The following is a 19,461-nucleotide window of genomic DNA, read 5'->3' on the forward strand; positions in this document are numbered from 1 at the left end:
CGCCTCGCAGAGGCAAAGCCCAAGGATGGGCTGAGTAATCAGAACAGCTATTACTGCCGTAATTTCAACAACCAAGGGGAAAAGATGCTGTGGAAACGCACCGCAACGCTGGAACAGTTAAACCAGCAATGCCAGGGCTGTATGGTTGGGCATTTGGGCATTGAGTTTACCCGCCTCTCTGATAACGAAATAGAAGCCACGATGCCAGTAGACCAGCGGACGACTCAACCTTTCGGTTTACTTCATGGTGGTGCGTCGGTGGTGCTGGCGGAGTCGCTCGGTTCGATGGCCGGATATCTGTGTACCACCGAAGGCCAGCAAGTCGTGGGGTTGGAGATTAATGCTAACCACCTGAAAGCAGTACGTTCCGGGAAAGTACGGGGTTGCTGTCGGGCCATTCATATCGGCCGCAGCCATCAGGTGTGGCAGATTGAGGTTTTTGATGAAGAAGACCATCTGTGTTGTACCTCGCGTTTAACCGTCGCCGTGTTGTCCAGATAAGGTCATTCCCCGCCAAATTACACGTGATTAGACTACTCAGGGCCAGCCAACGGCTCTGAGTGACTTCAACAGCTCATGGCACTTGCTGCTGCTCCCTTCAGACTGTTTCATTTATCCGATAAATGCGGCGAATCTCTATGATAGGTTTCCCCTGTGGGGGTTTTCAGCTAAAGTTAAAACAGAAATAGGTATTTTTTATGAATGTTTTAAATACTCAGCGGCTGACTGCGATTAGCCCTTGATATAGTAAGGGAATTTAGCGTCGCCGGGGAATTTATTCATTTATTTCAGGGTGATAAAAGTGCATTTTTTCCTCCAGACCTCTTCGGCCATCGCAGCATGCTTACTCGTTGCCGCCTCATTCGAGGTTCAAACGGCACTTTTCTTAATATCCCTGCAAAACAAACGGTTGAAGTGATAATTATTATCACTACCATTGTGAATAATCTGTGTTGATTCTTCAATAATCAGCCAGCAAATTGTTAACCTGAAAAGATCAACCTAATGGGTGATTGCGAAATATAAGGTAGGGCATATGCAACAGGAATCAGTCGGGACATTTTCACTCGACGAGAATGTCTGGCAGGGTGTAACGATAACAGAGAGCGCTGCCGCACAAATTACACGGCTCATGCAGCAAGATCCGCAAATTAAAGGGTTGCAGCTTGGCGTGAAACAATCCGGTTGTGCGGGGTTTGCTTATGTAATGGATATGGCTAAAGAGCCCGCCAGCGACGCTCTGGTTTTCGAACAGGGCAGTGCCAAACTCTACGTACCGTTAAAAGCGATGCCGTTTATCGATGGCACCGAGGTGGATTATGTCCGCGAAGGGCTAAACCAGATTTTTAAATTTAATAATCCTAAAGCTCAGCATTCCTGCGGGTGTGGCGAGAGTTTTGGCGTTTGAGCGATGTAAACGAAATGACACGAAGCAATGTAGAGGTTCCAGATGATGTGCAGGCTTGGGTCAGCGATGGTCGTTACAAAGAAGGCTTTTTTACCCAGCTTGCGACTGATCAGTTAGCGAAAGGCCTTAGTGAAGATGTCATTCGCGCCATCTCTGCGAAACGTAATGAGCCTGAATGGATGCTGGAGTTTCGTCTTGGTGCTTATCGTAGTTGGCTCGAAATGGAAGAGCCTCACTGGCTGAAAGCCAATTATAAAAGTCTGGATTATCAGGATTACAGTTATTACTCCGCCCCATCCTGTGGCAGTTGTGATGACAGTTGTGATTCGCAACCCGGTGCAGTGCAGCAATCGTCTGCGGACAGTGCGGCACCACGTGATCTGTCTGAACAGGCGATGAATGAGTACCTCACCGCAGAGGTCGAATCTGCCTTTGCCCAGCTAGGAGTTCCGGTACGCGAAGGGGCCGAGGTAGCAGTAGACGCTATTTTTGACTCGGTTTCGGTTGCGACTACCTATCGTGGGAAATTAGCCGAACAAGGGATTATTTTCTGCTCATTTAGCGAAGCCATTCAGGAATACCCGGATTTGGTACGTAAATATCTGGGGTCGGTGGTACCGGCTAAAGATAACTTTTTTGCCGCGTTAAATGCGGCGGTGGCCTCTGATGGAACTTTTGTTTATGTGCCAAAAGGTGTGCGCTGTCCGATGGAGCTATCCACCTATTTCCGTATTAATGCGGCTAAAACAGGGCAGTTTGAACGCACCATTCTGATTGCTGACGAAGACAGTTATGTCAGCTATATCGAAGGGTGCTCAGCGCCAGTGCGAGACAGCTACCAGCTACACGCTGCGGTCGTTGAAGTCATTTTGCACAAAAATGCTGAAGTGAAATATTCAACGGTGCAGAACTGGTTCGCCGGTGCTGATAGCACTGGCGGTATTCTTAACTTCGTGACCAAACGTGCGCTGTGTGAAGGTGCGGGTTCAAAAATGTCATGGACTCAATCTGAGACTGGCTCCGCTATTACCTGGAAATATCCAAGCGTTATTTTACAGGGTGATAACTCAATCGGTGAGTTCTTCTCGGTGGCACTAACGAATGGCCACCAGCAAGCCGATACCGGTACCAAGATGATTCATATTGGCAAAAACACCAAATCAACAATTATTGCCAAAGGGATCTCTGCTGGGCATAGCCAGAACACCTACCGTGGTTTGGTGAAAATCCTGCCCGGTGCGGATAACGCACGTAACTTCACGCAATGTGATTCGATGTTGATTGGGCCGGACTCCGGTGCGCATACCTTCCCGTATGTGGAAGTGCGCAATAACTCAGCCCAATTGGAACACGAAGCGACAACATCAAAAATTGGCGATGACCAACTGTTTTATTGCTTGCAGCGTGGCATCAGTGAAGATGATGCCATCTCAATGATTGTTAACGGATTCTGTAAAGATGTGTTCTCCGAACTGCCACTGGAGTTTGCCGTCGAAGCACAGAAACTGTTAGCCATCAGTCTGGAACACAGTGTCGGTTAAGTGTGAGTTGAAACACGCATTCGCAGAGTTTTGCGCTCTGGCGCACCAAGGAACCCTATGTTAAGCATTAAGAATTTAAAAGTCAGTGTTGAAGGTAATGAAATCCTCAAAGGTTTGGATCTGGAGATCAAACCCGGTGAAGTGCACGCCATCATGGGGCCAAACGGCTCAGGGAAAAGTACATTATCTGCCGCGTTGGCGGGGCGTGAAGAGTATGAGGTGACCGAGGGGCATATAACCTTTAAAGGGAAAGACCTGCTGGAGTTGGACCCAGAGGATCGCGCGGGTGAAGGCGTATTTTTGGCTTTTCAGTACCCGGTGGAAATTCCGGGTGTCAGTAACCATTTCTTCTTGCAAACTGCCGTCAATGCGGTGCGTAAATATCGCCAGCAAGAGCCATTGGACCGCTTTGATTTCGCTGATTTTATTGAAGAAAAAATTGAGTTACTGAAGATGCCGGCTGATTTGTTGACCCGTTCGGTTAATGTGGGCTTCTCCGGCGGCGAAAAGAAACGTAACGATATTCTGCAAATGGCGGCACTGGAACCCTCGTTATGTATTCTGGATGAAACCGACTCTGGGCTGGATATTGATGCGCTGAAAATTGTCGCTAACGGGGTTAACTCGCTACGTAACGAAAACCGTGCATTTATTATTGTGACTCACTATCAGCGTATCCTTGATTATGTAAAACCCGACTTTGTGCATGTGCTGTATCAGGGGCGGATCATTAAGTCAGGTGATTTCACATTGGTAAAACAGTTGGAGGCGCAAGGCTATGGCTGGCTTACCGACCAACAGTAAAATGCTGGAACAGCAGCATCTGCAACAAAAACAGCGTGCTGATGCGCTCAAGCACTTCGGTCAACTGTTTAATCAGCGCCAGAGTGGCCATTCAACACAGGCTAGTGCGCACTGGCAACAGGTGTTGCAGTTGGGCTTCCCGAGCTTTAAACATGAAGACTGGAAATACACGCCACTGGAACGTTTGCTGGTCAATAATTTCAGTTTCGCCAGCCCTGCGCAGGTGACGGCTAGCCAACGCGATGAACTGTCGTTGGTGCAAGATGCTCATCGTTTAGTCTTTATTGATGGCCGATATGCACCTGAACTCAGTGATATTGAGTGTGGCCCTTATCAACTGACCAACCTGAGTGGAAATACGCAGTTTCCTCCGGCGATCCAATCTGAGGTGTTTTTGCATCTGACGGAAAGTCTGGCGCAGGAAAGTCTGCATATCCGATTGCCGGTGGGGAAACACAGTGAGAAGCCGCTTTATCTGCTGCATATCAGCTCAGGCAATGATTCTGACGTGGTGAATACCAGTCACTACCGACACCATCTGGTGATTGAAGCTAATGCACAGGCTGAAGTGATTGAACATTTCGTTAGTCTGAGTGAGCACCCTCACTTTACCGGCGCACGGCTTACCATTGCGGTAGGTGATAATGCTGAACTGCGCCATTGTAAATTGGCATTTGAAACCCCTCACAGCTATCACTTTGCCCATAATGATCTGGTATTAAGTCGTGATGCGCGGGCGCGTAGTTATAGTTTCCTGCTGGGGGCCGGGTTGACCCGTCATAATACCAGCGCCCAGTTGAACGGCGAAGGTGCCACGTTATCTATTAATAGCTTGCTGCTCCCGATAGGGCGCGAAATCTGCGATACCCGCAGCTATCTGGAGCACAACAAGGGTTATTGTGAAAGCCGCCAGTTACACAAAACCATTGTGCGTGAACGGGGTAAAGCTATCTTTAACGGCATGATTAAAGTGGCTCAACATGCATTAAAAACTGACGGCCAGATGACCAACAATAATTTACTGTTGAGTAAATTGGCTGAAGTTGATACCAAGCCACAGTTAGAAATTTATGCCGATGATGTGAAATGCAGTCATGGTGCGACGGTTGGGCGCATTGATGCAGAACAGCTTTTTTATCTGCAATCGCGCGGGATTAATCAGGCTGATGCGCAACAGATGATTATTTTTGCCTTTGCTGCCGAATTGACGGAAGCCATTCACAGCGACGCCATTCGCAAAGTAGTGCTGGCGCGGATTGCTGAGCGCTTAGCCGGAGAATCGCTATGAGTTTCCCTATCGAACAGGTCAGAGCTGATTTTCCACTGCTGAGCCGTCAGGTTAACGGCCAGCCGCTGGCCTATCTGGACAGCGCCGCCAGCGCACAGAAGCCACAAGTGGTCATCGACAGGGAGCTTAACTTTTATCGTGAGGGTTATGCCGCAGTCCATCGTGGTATCCATACCCTAAGTAGCGAAGCGACCCAACAGATGGAAGCGGTGCGCAGCCAGGTTGCAGGTTTTATTAATGCCGCCTCGGCTGAAGAGATTGTTTTTGTTAAAGGGACCACCGAGGCCATCAACCTGGTGGCTAACAGTTATGGCCGTCATTTCCTGAGCGCCGGTGACAGCATCATCATCACTGAGATGGAGCATCACGCCAATATTGTGCCGTGGCAGATGTTAGCAACTGACTTGGGTGTTGAAATTCGTATCTGGCCGCTGACGGCGACCGGGGAACTTGAGTTAGCGGCATTGGCGGACTTAATTGATGACACCACCCGGTTGTTGGCGATTACTCAGGTTTCCAACGTATTGGGGACCGTGAATCCCATACAGCAGATTGTTGCTCAGGCTAAAGCTGCTGGTCTGGTGGTGCTGGTGGATGGTGCGCAGGCTATCATGCATCAATCGATAGATGTGCAGGCATTGGATTGTGATTTTTATGTCTTCTCCGGCCATAAACTTTATGGACCGTCGGGCATTGGTATTTTATACGGCAAGAGTGAACTGCTACAACACATGCCACCATGGGAAGGGGGCGGTTCGATGATCAAAACCGTTAGCCTGACGCAAGGTACCACTTTTGCTGATGCGCCGTGGCGTTTCGAGGCCGGTTCACCCAATACCGCAGGCATTATGGGACTGGGTGCGGCTATCAGTTATGTTACTGATCTTGGACTTGCGCAGATCCAGCACTATGAGCAGTCGCTGATGCAGTATGCCTTGAAACAACTGGGTCAGGTAAACAGCCTGACACTTTATGGCCCGCAAGCCCGTGCCGGGGTTATCGCGTTTAATTTAGGGGTGCACCACGCGTATGATGTTGGCAGTTTCCTTGACCAATACGGTATCGCGATTCGTACTGGTCATCATTGTGCCATGCCTCTGATGGCGTTCTACCAGGTCCCGAGTATGTGTCGTGCCTCATTAGCACTTTATAATACCCGTGAGGAAGTCGATCGCTTGGTGGCAGGGCTACAGCGCATTGAAAAATTACTAGGTTGAGTGCTATTAATAAGCGCCGTAACTAAAATCAACTATTACCACATTATTGATGCCGTAGGATGAAACTCATTAATGCCAATGAGCTTACACGTTCGTGTAATTTGGCGGGGCAGTGGGTCTTAATCTCCTGCGACATCAAGTACAAAGGGTATCAGGAAGCACGCTATGGCTGTTTTGCCAGATAAAGATAAATTGATTCGTAACTTTTCCCGTTGTTTGAATTGGGAAGAAAAGTATCTGTATGTGATCGAGTTAGGTGGGCAGTTGGCAGCGTTAACGGAACAACAGCGCCAGCCGGAGAATCTTATTTCCGGTTGCCAAAGCCAGGTGTGGATTGCCATGACAACCTCTGATGAGGGCCAGGTGGTTTTTGCCGGTGACAGTGATGCGGCTATCGTTAAAGGGTTGGTCGCGGTGGTGTTTATCCTTTATCAAGGTTTAACGCCACAACAGATAATCGAATTGGATGTTCGGCCATTTTTTGCCGACTTAGCCCTGAGTCAGCACCTGACACCATCGCGTTCGCAAGGTCTGGAAGCGATGATCCGTGCTATTCGCATTAAAGCGGCAAGTTTAAAAGCTCACTAATTCATGCCAACATTTTGTGCTTTATTCCTCGGTGGCTGACCATTTTTGCGTCATGGGTCACAGTCTTAAAATGGTGGAATTTCAGCAGGTTAAATCGGCTTTCTTGCTGGATAAAGCATAATAAATTACTTTGTAACACCTTGATTTCTAGAGATATAAATTGCCTTTATAATAATGGCTGTTACTATATGTTGGCCTTATAATTGGCTGCTAGAATTAACGTAGATATACCCGTCATCTTTCAAACTGCTGGTGTGTTGGCTGCTCTCATCCCCCCGAATCACTTACTTGCGTAAGCTCAGCGGGATTCATTTGTTTGCCGCCTTCCTGCAACTTGAAATCTATCGGGTATAGCCGTGTAAACCGAATTTGAAGAAGTGATGTAGGAACTAAGCATGAAACGTGCATTAACTTTGATTGGTATGTTATTCGCAACTTGTATGGCGGGAAGTATCACCGCTGCCAATGCGACCGAGTATCCTCTACCGCCAGCCAATAGCCGTCTGATTGGTGAAAATACTACCTATACCGTTCCAAACGATGGCCGTCCGCTTGAGGCTATTGCTGCCGATTATAAAATCGGTTTGCTGGGGATGCTCGAAGCCAACCCAGGTGCTGACCCGTATTTGCCGTTACCGGGTTCAGTATTAACTATCCCGACCCAGATGTTGCTGCCTGATACCCCACGTGAAGGTATCGTCATCAACCTGGCTGAGCTGCGTCTTTATTACTACCCTAAAGGCCAGAACAAGGTCATCGTATATCCTATCGGTATCGGCCAGTTAGGGCGTAATACTCCGACGATGACGACGTCTGTTAGCCAGAAGATCCCGAATCCGACCTGGACACCGACTGCGAACATCCGTAAGCACTACCTGGCACAAGGCGTTACCTTGCCATCAGTTGTTCCAGCAGGGCCGGAAAACCCAATGGGCCTGTTTGCTATGCGTCTGTCAGCCGGCGGCGGTGAGTACTTGATCCACGGTACTAATGCCAACTTTGGTATCGGTATGCGTGTCAGCTCCGGGTGTATCCGTTTACGTCCTGATGATATCAAGGCACTATTCAGCTCAGTACCTAAAGGTACTCGCGTACAGATAGTCAACGAACCGGTTAAATATTCCGTAGAACCTGATGGTAAACGTTATGTGGAAGTTCATCAGCCGTTGTCCCGTGTAGACAGTGATGACCCACAAACGATGCCAATTGCGATTAGCAGCAGCCTACTGAAGTTTATGAGTGACAGCCAGACTGATGCTCAAGTGGTCCAGGATGCGATTGTACGCCGCGCTGGTATGCCCGTCATCGTAACGGTAGGTGAGACTGCCCCTGTAGAGGCTCCGGCCGCTGTAGCGCCTCAGGGCGAGCAACAGGCACAACCGCAGACAGAAGAGCAGCAACCGGCTGATGAAGTCGCACCTAAGCTGGTTCAGCCAGGTCCGGTCTACTCCGCCGCTAATTAAGTTTTAGATGCACCTTTGCCATGGCAACTTATCCGTCGTGGCAAAGCGTGTAGCAGCAACCGCAGGATGATATGGCGAGTAGTAGCAAAGGAAGGTCGATATCAAGGAAGGTAACGTCAGGGATTCATTTTAGCGGGGTAAAAAAAATGGCGCACAATGTGCGCCATTTTTCATTTTCAGGAAGTAATATTACTTCTTGTAAGCGTGAGCTTGGTTGTCCAGACGTTGGTTAGCACGTGCTGCATCGTCTTTAGCTGCTTGAACGTCAGAACGGATTGCGTTCACGTCGTTGCTCAGTTGGTCAACTTTAGCGTTCAGAGTTTGAACGTCAGAAGACAGTTGGTCGATTTTAGCATTGCTTGAACAACCAGCCAGCATAGTTGAAGCCAGGATTACCGCGCCCAGTACAAGTTTAGTACGATTCATTATTAACACCCTCTAGATTAAGTTAATCTCCATGTAGCGTTACAAGTATTACACAAAGTTTTTTCGAAAGAGAATAAATTTTTAGTGTTAGAGGGGTTTATTTTGATCGTTCGCTCAAAGAAGCACCTTGTTTTAAAAAAAAGTTAAAAAAACGAGGCAAAACAGCCGGATTCTATGGGATAAGTCTTATTTGAAAAAATGGCTTTGACGCAGTTGGGATAAAGCAGATTTTTCAGAAAGTTTATTTGGACGGTTTAAAAAAGGAAACGCCGCTATTGAAAGCGGCGTTTTTAATTATCATCCGAGAGGACGTGTTGGGATTATAACACGTGCACCGAAGCAGTATTGGTGGTGCCACTTGCCACCAGAGCACCAGAAACCATAACCACAACTTCGCCTTTCAGTGCCAGACCGCTGGCCAAAGCAGCTTCTTTACCGATGCGGTAGAAATCATCAGTTGAAGCGATCTTATCGACCAGTTGAGTCACCACGCCTTTAGTCAGAATAAGCTGACGTGCGGTGGTTTCATTGGTGGTCAATGCCAGAATGGTGGCGGTAGGGAAGTATTTACGCACTGATTTTGCTGATTTACCGCCGCCAGTGGCAACGATAATCAGTTTTGCTTCCAGCTTTTCTGCTGTTTCTACCGCGCCACGGCAAACGGCTTCGGTGATACGCATTTTACGATTATCATTCAGCGTATCAATGCGGCTAGGCATAATTCGGTCTGTACGCTCACAGATGGTCGCCATGATGGTGACAGACTCTAATGGGTACTTACCCTTGGCGCTTTCACCCGACAGCATCACGGCGTCTGTACCGTCCAGAATGGCGTTAGCAACGTCGCCAGCTTCTGCACGGGTAGGGCGTGGGTTTTTGATCATTGAATCGAGCATTTGCGTTGCAGTGATAACAACTTTGCGAGCGCGGTTACATTTCTCAATCATCATCTTCTGCGCGAAGATAACTTCTTCAACCGGGATCTCAACACCCAGGTCACCACGGGCAACCATGATACCGTCAGATGCTTCCAGGATTTCGTCGAAGTTATTCAGACCTTCCTGGTTTTCGATTTTAGAGATGATTTGGATATGCTCGCCACCGTGCGCTTTCAGGTGTTCGCGAATTTCCAGCACGTCTGAACGTTTACGGATAAACGAGGCTGCAACGAAGTCCACACCTTGCTCACAACCAAAGATCAGGTCAGCTTTATCTTTTTCAGCCAATGCAGGTAGCTGGATAGAAACGCCTGGCAGGTTAACGCCTTTGTTTTCACCCAGATCACCGTTGTTCAGTACTTTACATACCACGGTGCTTTCAGTGACTTCAGTCACTTCCATGCCGATCAGACCATCGTCAACCAGCACGGTATTACCAATTTTCAGGTCAGCAGCAAAACCGGGATAAGTCACAGCAACGATATTGTCGTTACCGATAACACTTTGATCCGTGGTAAAGGTGAAAGTTTGACCGGCAACCAGGGCTGCATCTTTGCCGCCTTCCAGTTTCATGGTGCGGATTTCAGGGCCTTTGGTGTCCAGCAGGATGCCAGCTTTGTGGCCGGTTTTTGCCATGACAGCACGAATATTCTTGATACGTTGACCATGTTCTTCATAGTCACCATGAGAAAAGTTCAAACGCATAACGTTCATGCCGGCATCAAGCAGTTTTGTCAGCATTTCTTCAGATTCGGTTTTGGGACCGATAGTACAAACAATTTTAGTCTTTTTGTCGTTCATGTTCATGAGGATTTTTCTACAAGTTGTGATGGATTAAAAACGAAAGTTCCGTTAATGAGATCAACGGAGTGGGATCTGATTAGTGTCTGGTGTAGCGAAACGTTACAAAGAAGCAAAACATTACTAAGGATAGATGACAGTTGCGGAAGTTGAGCGGAAAACTTTAGCACGAGGCTAACCGCATGATCGGTATACGATGGCGTAAATGTGAGTTGTATTTTTTTAGCGTATCGGCAGATCAAGATGCTGAAACCATTCAACTGAAACGACGGTTCGTATTATAAGCGGTAAGTAACGGGAAATGAAATAGAAAACAGAAACTCATTGCCGTTTTTTATAAAAAGGGGGAATTAGTCGCGCAAGTATTGCGAATATTTCTTAGTTTGTTGCGCAACTGGTGTGATTTTTAACATTTTTAGCCAATCCAGGGTTGAAAAACAAGCAGGAGGTGGCAGGGCGATTGGTTGATATTTATTGCTTTATCTCGGTTATATATTGCAGGAGATAGGGGGGTAAAAGAGTATTGGGAAAATTAAGAAAACAGAGAGTAAACCGCAAATGCAGAGTGGTGCGTTCTAATGGACTCGAACCATCGACCCCCACCATGTCAAGGTGGTGCTCTAACCAACTGAGCTAAGAACGCATCTAAAGATGATAAACCTGTTGCCAGAGTGGTGCGTCCGAATGGACTCGAACCATCGACCCCCACCATGTCAAGGTGGTGCTCTAACCAACTGAGCTACGGACGCACATTACCCGACTGACTTGACGCTACAGTGTTACCAACTGCAACGACTACTACCCTGGCGACTGAACTAACAAAATATTTAACGCAAGCTACATGCAATAAATTTGGTGCGTCCGAATGGACTCGAACCATCGACCCCCACCATGTCAAGGTGGTGCTCTAACCAACTGAGCTACGGACGCATCCTCTTTTATTACTCACCATCAATGCTGACAGCGGGGACGAATATTAACGAGCTGCCCGTCTGCTGGCAAGGGGAAAAACACAATATTCACCGCAAACTCACGTAATTGCTGCGCTTTTGCCCATTGCGCTGTTTTTTTCTCCACCTCGGTGTTTTACGCAGTCGCGACTCGCCAATATGAATTCTGCCCGTCACGCCAGAGACTATCGGTACTAATGCGCCGCCTTTTGCAGGATAAATGCTGCTGGTTGTTTTTGTAACCAGCGGATGCGCAGTGCCATTAAAATCGCCGCAGAAGTTAAGCCAATAACGAACCCAATCCAGAAACCACTTGGCCCCATGGCGGGCACGATATAATCGGTCAGCCCCAGCACGTAACCACTCGGTAACCCCAGTAACCAATAGGCAGTAAAGGTAATAAAGAAGATCGAACGTGTATCCTTATAACCACGTAGCACACCGCTACCGATCACTTGAATCGCATCCGATAGCTGGTAAATAGCGGCCAGCAACATCAAGTGCGAGGCCATCATTACCACTGCCGGTGTTTTGTTGTACAGCAAGGCAATATGCTCGCGGAAAATAACGGTAAATACCGCAGTGACACAGGCCAGCATTAAACCCACGGCAATACTGGTATAAGCGGCCACTCTCGCTTGTTCTACCGAGCCTTGACCGAGGCGGAAACCAACACGAATGGTAGCTGCTACGCTCAGCGACATCGGTAACATAAACATTAATGAACTAAAGTTGAGCGCAATTTGGTGCCCGGCAACAGCGACAATGCCCAGGGGCGAAACCAGTAAGGCGACAACCGCGAACAGCGTCACTTCAAAGAAGAGTGCCAGAGCAACCGGCAGGCCAAGGCCACCCAAGCGTTTCATTACTTGCCAGTCCGGTGCGGCGAACCCTTTCTCCAGTTTGATATCTTGCTGTGAACGAGCGCGGGTGACATACCAGCGCATCATCAGGAACATCACCCAGTAGACTGTGCCTGTTGCCACCCCGCACCCGACGCCACCCAATGCCGGAGCACCGAATTTCCCGTAGATGAAAATATAGTTAACCGGAATATTCACGAGCAAACCAATAAAGCCGATAACCATCCCCGGCTTGGTTTTGGATAAACCTTCACATTGATTACGTAGCACCTGGAAGAAGAGATAGCCCGGCGCACCCCACATAATGGCATGCAGGAAGCCAACGGCTTTATCTGCTAGCACGGGGTCAATATTATGCATTTGCATAATAACGTGGTCGCTATTATATAGAACAAACATAATTAGCAGTGAAACGCAAAGCGCCAACCAAAACCCTTGCCTGACTTGATGGGCAATTTGATTGCGACGCCCGGAACCGTTGAGCTGTGCAACTGTCGGGGTTAGTGCCAACAACAAACCATGGCCAAATAAAATAGCCGGTAACCAGATAGAAGTACCTACCGCCACGGCAGCCATATCAGTAGCACTGACAGAACCGGCCATAATGGTGTCAACCACGCCCATGGCGGTTTGAGATAATTGCGCGATGACAACGGGAATAGCGAGAGCCAATAAGCTACGCGCTTCGACGATATACTTCTGCACGTATGCACCTTTCTCTACCTGTCGCCCTTCAATATACAGGGGTGTTGGCTGCCCTTGCTCACTCCAGACACTTAGTTATCTAAGCTGCTGGAGGTTCACGCGGTTGCCGCCTACCTGTATCTCGAAGTAACTTGGGTATAACCTAGTTATGATTTCAATAACGACTATTTATCGCGCCATGGGCGATAAATAAAATAGCGGAAAAACAATAAAGGATTGTACCTGCTCATCGCGCTTAAGCAATCTTTGTTACTAATTATCAGCTAAATACCTCTTATCTGTTTTTTTAGTGTAAGTGGTTTGGTTTTCCTTATCTTCTGAGGCAAAATCAAGGCAAAGAAACTTTCTTTCTATAGATAAGAGGCATGGCGTATGTTTACCGGTATTGTTCAAGGCACCGCGCCGGTGGTTGCCATCGAAGAAAAATCAAATTTCCGCACCCATGTAGTCGACATGCCAGCGGAGATGTTGCCTGAATTAGCGTTAGGCGCTTCTGTTGCCCACAATGGTTGCTGTCTGACAGTCACCGCCGTTGAGGGTAATCGGGTTAGCTTTGATTTAATGAAGGAGACACTGCGTATTACCAATTTGGGCGATATTAAGGTTGGTGATAGCGTTAATTTGGAACGTGCGGCTAAATTCAGTGATGAAATCGGTGGACATCTCATGTCCGGCCATATTATTTGTACTGCTGAGATTACCAAAATATACACATCAGAAAATAATCGCCAGATCTGGTTTCGTATGCCCAGCTTTGATTTAATGAAGTATGTGTTACACAAAGGTTTTATCGGTATTGATGGTATCAGCCTAACTATTGGTGAGGTTGAGAGGAACCGCTTCTGTGTACATCTGATACCAGAAACACTGTCGCGGACCACATTAGGTAAAAAGCGTTTGGGACATCGGGTAAATATCGAGATCGATCCACAAACCCAGGCGGTGGTGGACACGGTTGAGCGGGTATTGGCTCAGCGGGAAACTGTATCCGCTACGCCGGTAGTTGATAAGGTCACTCGCGGATAAATGTGGGTTTAACGTAAATAGGATAGGATAGGACAGGCAGTTCACCTGTCCTTTTTAAGTATTAACGCGGCACGCGAATCCCACCCTCGACCCCGTTAGGGCTGAATAATACTTGCCACAGTTGGATGTCTCTGGCGCGGAAAGCACCCGCACAGGCATTGAGATAATAGCTAAACATCCGCTCAAATCGTGACGAGTAATTCGCAGCCAGGCTCGGCCAAGCGGTTTGAAAACGTTCATACCACGCCATCAGGGTGCGATCATAATCAGCGCCAAAATTGTGCCAATCTTCCATAATAAAATAAGGCTCACTGGCGTTAGCAATATGTTTTACTGACGGCAGGCAGCCATTAGGGAAGATATATTTATTAATCCACGGATCGATACTCAGATCGGTACGATTAGCACCGATGGTGTGCAGTAAGAACAGGCCATCTGGCTTCAAATTGCGGTTTACGACATCAAAATAGGTGTGATAGTTCTTTGGCCCGACATGCTCGAACATACCGACAGAAACGATACGATCGAACTGTTCGTTCAGATCACGGTAGTCTTGCAATAAAATAGTGACGTCTAAGCCTTCACAGCGTTTTTGTGCCAGTTTTTGTTGTTCAGCCGAAATGGTCACACCGGAAACGACGACCCCGTAATGCCGGGCGGCATAGGCGGCGAGGCCCCCCCAGCCACAACCGATATCGAGCAATGTCATGCCCGGAGCCAATTGAAGTTTTTCGCAGATCATCCGCAGTTTATTTTCCTGCGCTTGCTCAAGGGTCGTGGCATCTTTCCAGTAAGCGCATGAGTATTGCATATTCGAATCCAGCATTAGGCTAAACAGATCATTACCCAGATCGTAATGTTCTTTGCCAACAATCCAGGCTCTTTTCTTTGATTGCAAATTAATAATACGCGCAGCAGCAATGCGTAAAGTATCTTTGAGATGGTGTGGAAGTTGATTTTCCAGGCCAGCCCTGAGAACCCGTTGGAAAAAGATATCCAAGCGGTCACATTCCCACCAGCCGTCCATATAACTCTCACCTAATGCCAAAGATCCTTCTTGAAGTATTCGTTTGAAAAAGTCTGGGTTATTGACTCGAATGTCGAAAGGGCGTGAGCCATTGATTTCAATATCAGCCCGATTCAGCATTTCTTGTACAATGCGAAACCAAGGGGTTTCTTGAATACTCTGGTCTTCTATACAGGATGAACTCATAGCTTCTCCATCACTTTCTTCTGACTTATGACCCGCGATACATGCAGATACATACCAATAAGGTTGTCGTGACCTTGGTGTCTAATATCCATAACGGACAGAGGAAGATTAAGAAGAAACCCTAATAAAGATTGATTTAGGGTAACTCATCCATAAGCGTAAATGTGACGCAATCCACGCGCACAGAAAGTACTTAAGATAATGCTTTTTTTTAATGATATCGTAATCGGTTAAATCGAGTATAGGCTTGCCGGGAGGCTTTCTCAATAATAAATCACACCCGGCTCACGTGTTCCTTAGTGACTATTTCTATTGGAAATTAATTCACTCCGACCTTGACGCTACCGCTGTGTTAGCGACTCTCGTTACTTAGCCCATCCTTGGGTCTTGCCTCTATCAGGCCGCCGCTTGCAGCGTTCAAATCGATTTCCGACCCGAATCATTCCTTATCCAGGCTCATCGTGGTTCATTCGCTTGTTGCTTTGCTGTGACACCGATGACGTTGGGCATCGAATTAGTATCATTTTTTTCTTTTCGCAATGCGTAGCAATGAATGCCATATCCTAAAAACGCCAGCACCACGGTCGACAACATCACGGTCACTGTTGCCAGCAATGGCTGGCTGATATAGGCCGATACCAACATACTGGCAACAAAACATAACCCGAGCTGAAGCGTATTTTGTAGCGCGGCTGCTTTACCGGTGTTCGCTGGAAAAGGCATTAATGCATTCGCTACGATAATAGGGTAGCAGGCACCATTCACCAGCGCCATTATGCAGAATGGAATAAGTAAGGTCAGCAGCGTCGGCGTGGTTAACGTTGCTATCAGATAAAGTGCAATCATGCTGATTGCATATCCCGCCAACAGCCACGGCAGCAAGGTATTGCCCTTGATCCGGGAAAGAGCACTGCGACAACCAAATCCACCTAACAGGAAGGCCAGGGTCTGGGGGACATAACTTAATCCGATGACATTCGGGCTATAGCCCATATCACCCAGAATAAAAGGTGAACCGGTTAACCAGGCAAAGAAACCGGCACTACAGGCAGCAAACATCATTACGTTGCCACTGAATGTTGCCGACTTAAGCAACTGCCAGAAACTGATGTTGGTGCTATTGCGTGCCGCATTATCTTGTGCGGTTTTTTTGCGTTCGTTCAACCGCGCCGTTGGGATCAATAGCAGCAACGTAACGGCCAGTAGCACTACAAAAATTGAACGCCAACTGAAGTGGTTTAATAACCAGGCACCCAGCAGCGGAGCTAACGCGGGAGAGAGTGCTACGAGCGGCATAATGGTGGCAAACACGCGATTGGCCTTGCCATCGCGATAACGGTCTACCACTAACGCCTGCCAACTTACAGCAGCAGAACACACCCCTACCGCCTGAATAAAGCGGAGGACCAATAATTGTGTCGCATTTTCAACCCATAAGATCCCCAGACAACCGATGGCAAATAACGCCAAACCGGCTAACAGTACCGGTTTACGGCCTAACTTATCCGATACGGGTCCCCAGATAAGCTGAGCGATAGCAAAACCGGCGAGGAAGATACTTAAGCTGGCACTGATGGCGCCGGCAGACGTTTGAAGCTCTTGTTGCATTGCGCCAAAAGCGGGCAGATACATGTCAGTGGCCAAATAGCCCAACATACTCAGACCGGCCAGATAGAACATAAAACCAGACGACGTTTTCATTCTTTATTTCTCTTTATATCCTTGGTCCTTGAAACCGCAGAGGTGTTAGCAGCGGCTCCAATGACGTTGGCTAAATTATAATTTTTGCAGGCAAAACTTCTGTTATAGAAAATTAATTGCGGAGGGCATTCTATCCGCTGCGATATTCTGTTGTGAAACGGTAATATTTGCACCATGCTGTTAAAAAATTTGATAGCAAATTAGTGATGTAAAAAGGTGAAAAATCATGTGGTCTGAATATTCACTGGATGTGGTGGACGCAGTAGCCCGTACTGGGAGTTTCAGTGCTGCTGCTCAAGAATTGCACCGCGTACCGTCTGCGATTAGTTATACGGTGCGCCAATTGGAAGAGTGGCTGGCCGTTCCGCTGTTTGAACGACGTCATCGCGATGTGGAATTAACCGAAGCTGGCGTGGTTTTTATTAAAGATGCGCGCGATGTTATCAAAAAAATGAATGACACACGCCGTCAGTGTCAACAGGTGGCGAATGGTTGGCGTGGGCAGTTAAATATAGTGATAGATAAAATTGTTAAACCACAGCGTAGTCGCCGCTTAGTGTTGGATTTTTATCGACATTTTCCTGATATTGAACTGCGGGTACGCTATGAAGTATTCAACGGTGTGTGGGATGCGCTGGTGGATGGACAGGCGGAAATGGCCATTGGTGCGACCCGCGCGATCCCGGTTGGTGGGCGGTTCATCTTTCGCGACATGGGCTTTTTAAGCTGGCATTGTGTAGTGAGTGTCGATCATCCTTTAGCCCAATTAACCGAGCCACTTAGCGATAATCAGTTACGGCCTTATCCCTCACTTTGCCTGGAAGATACCGCTCGTAATTTACCTAAACGTGACACCTGGACTTTAGCAAACCAGCAGCGATTGGTCGCCCCGGACTGGGCAACGGGAATCGATTGCTTGTGTGCAGGATTGTGCATCGGGATGGTGCCGGCACACATGGTATCGCCGTTGATTGAGCAAGGGAAGCTAGCGGCACTGACGCTGGCTGAACCGTTGCCCGATAGTCCATGTTGCTTGACCTGGGAGCAGAACAACCATTCACCAGCATTGGCCTGGCTGCTGGAATATCTAGGTGACAGTGTCACACTTAATGCCGAATGGTTGAAAGATGACAGTGAGTTATCAATCAATGACTGAGAATTAATGAGGCAAGATTAGCCGCCGGTAGAGCTAAACACTACCGGCAGGAGAGGATTAACGGCGATAATCGAGGAACGGACCATCAGCGACAGAACGACGCTCAATCAGTTTAGGGTGTACCTCAATGGTCTGCGAATCTTCACGTTTGCTGACAATACGGTCAAGTAACATGGCAAAGGCCGTTTCGCCCAGGCGCTCTTTGGGCTGGTGAATAGTGGTTAGCGCCGGCGAGAAATAGCGCGCATTACGCACATTATCATACCCGATCACCGAAATATCTTGTGGTACCCGTAGGCCCAACTCATCAGCAGCACATATCGCGCCCATGGCCATAATATCGCCGCCACAGAACACCGCCGTTGGGCGATGTTTTTGTGTCAGGATTTGATGCATCGCTTTATAACCGGATTCCGGTTCAAAATCCCCTTGGACTACCCACTCATCACGCAGGGTAATATTTGCTTCTTCTAGTGCTTTCAGGAACCCATGGTGGCGGCCACCACCGGTATTACGGGCTAACTGGCCGGGGATAGCCCCAATGTCACGATGACCGCGCTCAATCAGGTAACGGCCCGCCAAATAGCCACCTTCAAAGGCGTTATCAATAATCGAGTCAGTAAAATCACCCCGAGCGGTTCCCCAATCCATGACGACCATTGGGATATTGCGATATTCTTCCAACATCCCGAGTAGCTGCTCAGGATATTCTGAACACATCACCAGCAACCCATCGACACGTTTTTGTGCCAACATCGCCAGATAAGCTTTTTGCTTGTCCAGATTATTATGAGAATTACATAAAATCAGGGTATAACCTTTGCTATAACAACTATTTTCGACCGCTTCGATCACTTCGGCAAAATAGGGCGCTTCGCTGGATGTTGCCAGTAAACCAATTGATTTAGTGTGATTAACTTTCAAACTGCGGGCTACAGCGCTGGGTGAATAATGCAGTTCTTTAATGGCAGCCCACACCGCAGCCTTGGTATTCTCGGCGACGAAACGAGTTTTGTTGATAACGTGCGAAACGGTGGTGGTGGACACACCCGCGTGTTTGGCCACATCTTTAATCGTTGCCATAAAAAGAATGACTCCTAAGCTTACCGGTTACAGTAGGGTAAGTATTATGTTAATCGTTTGCCTGCATAACCCGAAAACCGCTCAGACAAAAACACGATATTAGGCTGGGAAGTTAAATCAGCTGATTGTCTGAGAGTATTTATTGGACGTTATTAGTCGGTATGCAGTTATGAACTGCGAATTTTGGCTGATCTGGAGGAAAAGTGAAAGGGGTAATCAAAGTTATAAAGTGCGTAATGAGCACAAGATTTTTTTTCTGAACTGTGGGAAAATAATTTAACACACTAACT

At 47.7% G+C, this 19,461-nt stretch carries 16 protein-coding genes and 3 tRNA genes; 10 read left to right on the forward strand and 9 right to left on the reverse strand.

All coding sequences use genetic code 11. The annotated features are described in order from the left end of the window. Positions 1–84: 84 nt before the first annotated feature. The 8 genes from V1956_RS12590 to V1956_RS12625 all read left to right on the forward strand — a co-directional run bounded on the left by V1956_RS12590 (position 85) and on the right by V1956_RS12625 (position 8,309). Positions 85–501, forward strand: a complete 417-nt coding sequence (locus V1956_RS12590; RefSeq protein ID WP_083158721.1) for a hotdog fold thioesterase — start codon at positions 85–87, stop codon at positions 499–501. A 535-nt stretch (positions 502–1,036) separates the two neighbouring features. After that, positions 1,037–1,408: a Fe-S cluster assembly scaffold SufA gene (gene sufA / locus V1956_RS12595; RefSeq protein ID WP_083158723.1), complete on the forward strand. Its 372-nt coding sequence runs from the start codon at positions 1,037–1,039 to the stop codon at positions 1,406–1,408. A gap of 14 nt (positions 1,409–1,422) precedes the next feature. Further along, entirely contained in the window at positions 1,423–2,949 is a 1,527-nt protein-coding gene (gene sufB, locus V1956_RS12600) for a Fe-S cluster assembly protein SufB (protein WP_372559127.1), read from the forward strand. 57 nt (positions 2,950–3,006) lie between these two features. Beyond that, entirely contained in the window at positions 3,007–3,753 is a 747-nt protein-coding gene (gene sufC, locus V1956_RS12605) for a Fe-S cluster assembly ATPase SufC (RefSeq protein WP_442825181.1), read from the forward strand. Next, positions 3,728–5,041, forward strand: coding sequence for a Fe-S cluster assembly protein SufD (gene sufD / locus V1956_RS12610; protein WP_372559126.1), 1,314 nt, complete (start codon positions 3,728–3,730; stop codon positions 5,039–5,041). The genes sufC and sufD overlap by 26 nt, the downstream gene beginning before the upstream one ends. Continuing rightward, entirely contained in the window at positions 5,038–6,258 is a 1,221-nt protein-coding gene (sufS, locus tag V1956_RS12615) for a cysteine desulfurase SufS (RefSeq protein ID WP_420071786.1), read from the forward strand. The genes sufD and sufS overlap by 4 nt, the downstream gene beginning before the upstream one ends. Before the next feature lie 165 nt (positions 6,259–6,423). Then, complete coding sequence (gene sufE / locus V1956_RS12620) at positions 6,424–6,846, forward strand: cysteine desulfuration protein SufE (protein ID WP_442825182.1); 423 nt, start codon at positions 6,424–6,426, stop codon at positions 6,844–6,846. Between the two features lie 395 nt (positions 6,847–7,241). After that, positions 7,242–8,309: a L,D-transpeptidase family protein gene (locus tag V1956_RS12625; RefSeq protein ID WP_372559123.1), complete on the forward strand. Its 1,068-nt coding sequence runs from the start codon at positions 7,242–7,244 to the stop codon at positions 8,307–8,309. 189 nt (positions 8,310–8,498) lie between these two features. Here V1956_RS12625 and V1956_RS12630 read toward each other — a convergent pair whose 3' ends face one another. The 6 genes from V1956_RS12630 to V1956_RS12655 all read right to left on the reverse strand — a co-directional run bounded on the left by V1956_RS12630 (position 8,499) and on the right by V1956_RS12655 (position 12,992). Beyond that, positions 8,499–8,735 carry a major outer membrane lipoprotein gene (locus tag V1956_RS12630; protein WP_005165631.1) on the reverse strand — a complete coding sequence of 79 codons (237 nt, stop codon included), beginning with the start codon at positions 8,733–8,735 and terminating at the stop codon, positions 8,499–8,501. A gap of 320 nt (positions 8,736–9,055) precedes the next feature. After that, positions 9,056–10,474 carry a pyruvate kinase PykF gene (pykF, locus tag V1956_RS12635; protein WP_372559909.1) on the reverse strand — a complete coding sequence of 473 codons (1,419 nt, stop codon included), beginning with the start codon at positions 10,472–10,474 and terminating at the stop codon, positions 9,056–9,058. A 566-nt stretch (positions 10,475–11,040) separates the two neighbouring features. Further along, positions 11,041–11,117, reverse strand: a tRNA-Val gene (locus V1956_RS12640). A gap of 29 nt (positions 11,118–11,146) precedes the next feature. Next, positions 11,147–11,223, reverse strand: a tRNA-Val gene (locus tag V1956_RS12645). 104 nt (positions 11,224–11,327) lie between these two features. After that, positions 11,328–11,404 (reverse strand) — tRNA-Val (locus V1956_RS12650). A 214-nt stretch (positions 11,405–11,618) separates the two neighbouring features. Then, a complete protein-coding gene (locus tag V1956_RS12655; protein WP_372559122.1) occupies positions 11,619–12,992 on the reverse strand; it encodes an MATE family efflux transporter in 1,374 nt (457 codons plus the stop codon). A 372-nt stretch (positions 12,993–13,364) separates the two neighbouring features. Between V1956_RS12655 and V1956_RS12660 the strand changes: the two genes are divergently transcribed. Continuing rightward, positions 13,365–14,018 carry a riboflavin synthase subunit alpha gene (locus V1956_RS12660; RefSeq protein WP_420074601.1) on the forward strand — a complete coding sequence of 218 codons (654 nt, stop codon included), beginning with the start codon at positions 13,365–13,367 and terminating at the stop codon, positions 14,016–14,018. Between the two features lie 61 nt (positions 14,019–14,079). On the opposite strand, the gene cfa is transcribed toward V1956_RS12660, so the two are convergent. Together cfa and punC are read right to left on the reverse strand one after the other, a co-directional pair. Then, complete coding sequence (cfa, locus tag V1956_RS12665; protein ID WP_420074600.1) at positions 14,080–15,231, reverse strand: cyclopropane fatty acyl phospholipid synthase; 1,152 nt, start codon at positions 15,229–15,231, stop codon at positions 14,080–14,082. A 456-nt stretch (positions 15,232–15,687) separates the two neighbouring features. Then, positions 15,688–16,932: a purine nucleoside transporter PunC gene (gene punC / locus V1956_RS12670; RefSeq protein WP_420074599.1), complete on the reverse strand. Its 1,245-nt coding sequence runs from the start codon at positions 16,930–16,932 to the stop codon at positions 15,688–15,690. A 226-nt stretch (positions 16,933–17,158) separates the two neighbouring features. Between punC and punR the strand changes: the two genes are divergently transcribed. Then, positions 17,159–18,088 carry a DNA-binding transcriptional activator PunR gene (gene punR, locus V1956_RS12675; protein WP_372559118.1) on the forward strand — a complete coding sequence of 310 codons (930 nt, stop codon included), beginning with the start codon at positions 17,159–17,161 and terminating at the stop codon, positions 18,086–18,088. Positions 18,089–18,145: 57 nt separating this feature from the next. Here punR and purR read toward each other — a convergent pair whose 3' ends face one another. After that, complete coding sequence (gene purR, locus V1956_RS12680; protein WP_442825183.1) at positions 18,146–19,171, reverse strand: HTH-type transcriptional repressor PurR; 1,026 nt, start codon at positions 19,169–19,171, stop codon at positions 18,146–18,148. Between the last annotated feature and the right edge of the window lie 290 nt (positions 19,172–19,461).

It is taken from the genome of Yersinia sp. 2540 StPb PI (genome assembly GCF_052217165.1).
Classification (GTDB): domain Bacteria; phylum Pseudomonadota; class Gammaproteobacteria; order Enterobacterales; family Enterobacteriaceae; genus Yersinia; species Yersinia enterocolitica_E.

What these genes read in the sequence shown, in the direction of transcription:
- sufE (WP_442825182.1), top strand. Translation starts at nt 6,424, where the DNA reads ATGGCTGTTTTGCCAGATAAAGATAAATTGATTCGTAACTTTTCCCGT.
- cfa (WP_420074600.1), bottom strand. Translation starts at nt 15,231, where the DNA reads ATGAGTTCATCCTGTATAGAAGACCAGAGTATTCAAGAAACCCCTTGG.
- sufS (WP_420071786.1), top strand. Translation starts at nt 5,038, where the DNA reads ATGAGTTTCCCTATCGAACAGGTCAGAGCTGATTTTCCACTGCTGAGC.
- sufB (WP_372559127.1), top strand. Translation starts at nt 1,423, where the DNA reads ATGACACGAAGCAATGTAGAGGTTCCAGATGATGTGCAGGCTTGGGTC.
- sufC (WP_442825181.1), top strand. Translation starts at nt 3,007, where the DNA reads ATGTTAAGCATTAAGAATTTAAAAGTCAGTGTTGAAGGTAATGAAATC.
- sufA (WP_083158723.1), top strand. Translation starts at nt 1,037, where the DNA reads ATGCAACAGGAATCAGTCGGGACATTTTCACTCGACGAGAATGTCTGG.
- punC (WP_420074599.1), bottom strand. Translation starts at nt 16,932, where the DNA reads ATGAAAACGTCGTCTGGTTTTATGTTCTATCTGGCCGGTCTGAGTATG.
- V1956_RS12625 (WP_372559123.1), top strand. Translation starts at nt 7,242, where the DNA reads ATGAAACGTGCATTAACTTTGATTGGTATGTTATTCGCAACTTGTATG.
- V1956_RS12590 (WP_083158721.1), top strand. Translation starts at nt 85, where the DNA reads ATGCTGTGGAAACGCACCGCAACGCTGGAACAGTTAAACCAGCAATGC.
- V1956_RS12660 (WP_420074601.1), top strand. Translation starts at nt 13,365, where the DNA reads ATGTTTACCGGTATTGTTCAAGGCACCGCGCCGGTGGTTGCCATCGAA.
- punR (WP_372559118.1), top strand. Translation starts at nt 17,159, where the DNA reads ATGTGGTCTGAATATTCACTGGATGTGGTGGACGCAGTAGCCCGTACT.
- purR (WP_442825183.1), bottom strand. Translation starts at nt 19,171, where the DNA reads ATGGCAACGATTAAAGATGTGGCCAAACACGCGGGTGTGTCCACCACC.
- sufD (WP_372559126.1), top strand. Translation starts at nt 3,728, where the DNA reads ATGGCTGGCTTACCGACCAACAGTAAAATGCTGGAACAGCAGCATCTG.
- V1956_RS12630 (WP_005165631.1), bottom strand. Translation starts at nt 8,735, where the DNA reads ATGAATCGTACTAAACTTGTACTGGGCGCGGTAATCCTGGCTTCAACT.
- pykF (WP_372559909.1), bottom strand. Translation starts at nt 10,474, where the DNA reads ATGAACGACAAAAAGACTAAAATTGTTTGTACTATCGGTCCCAAAACC.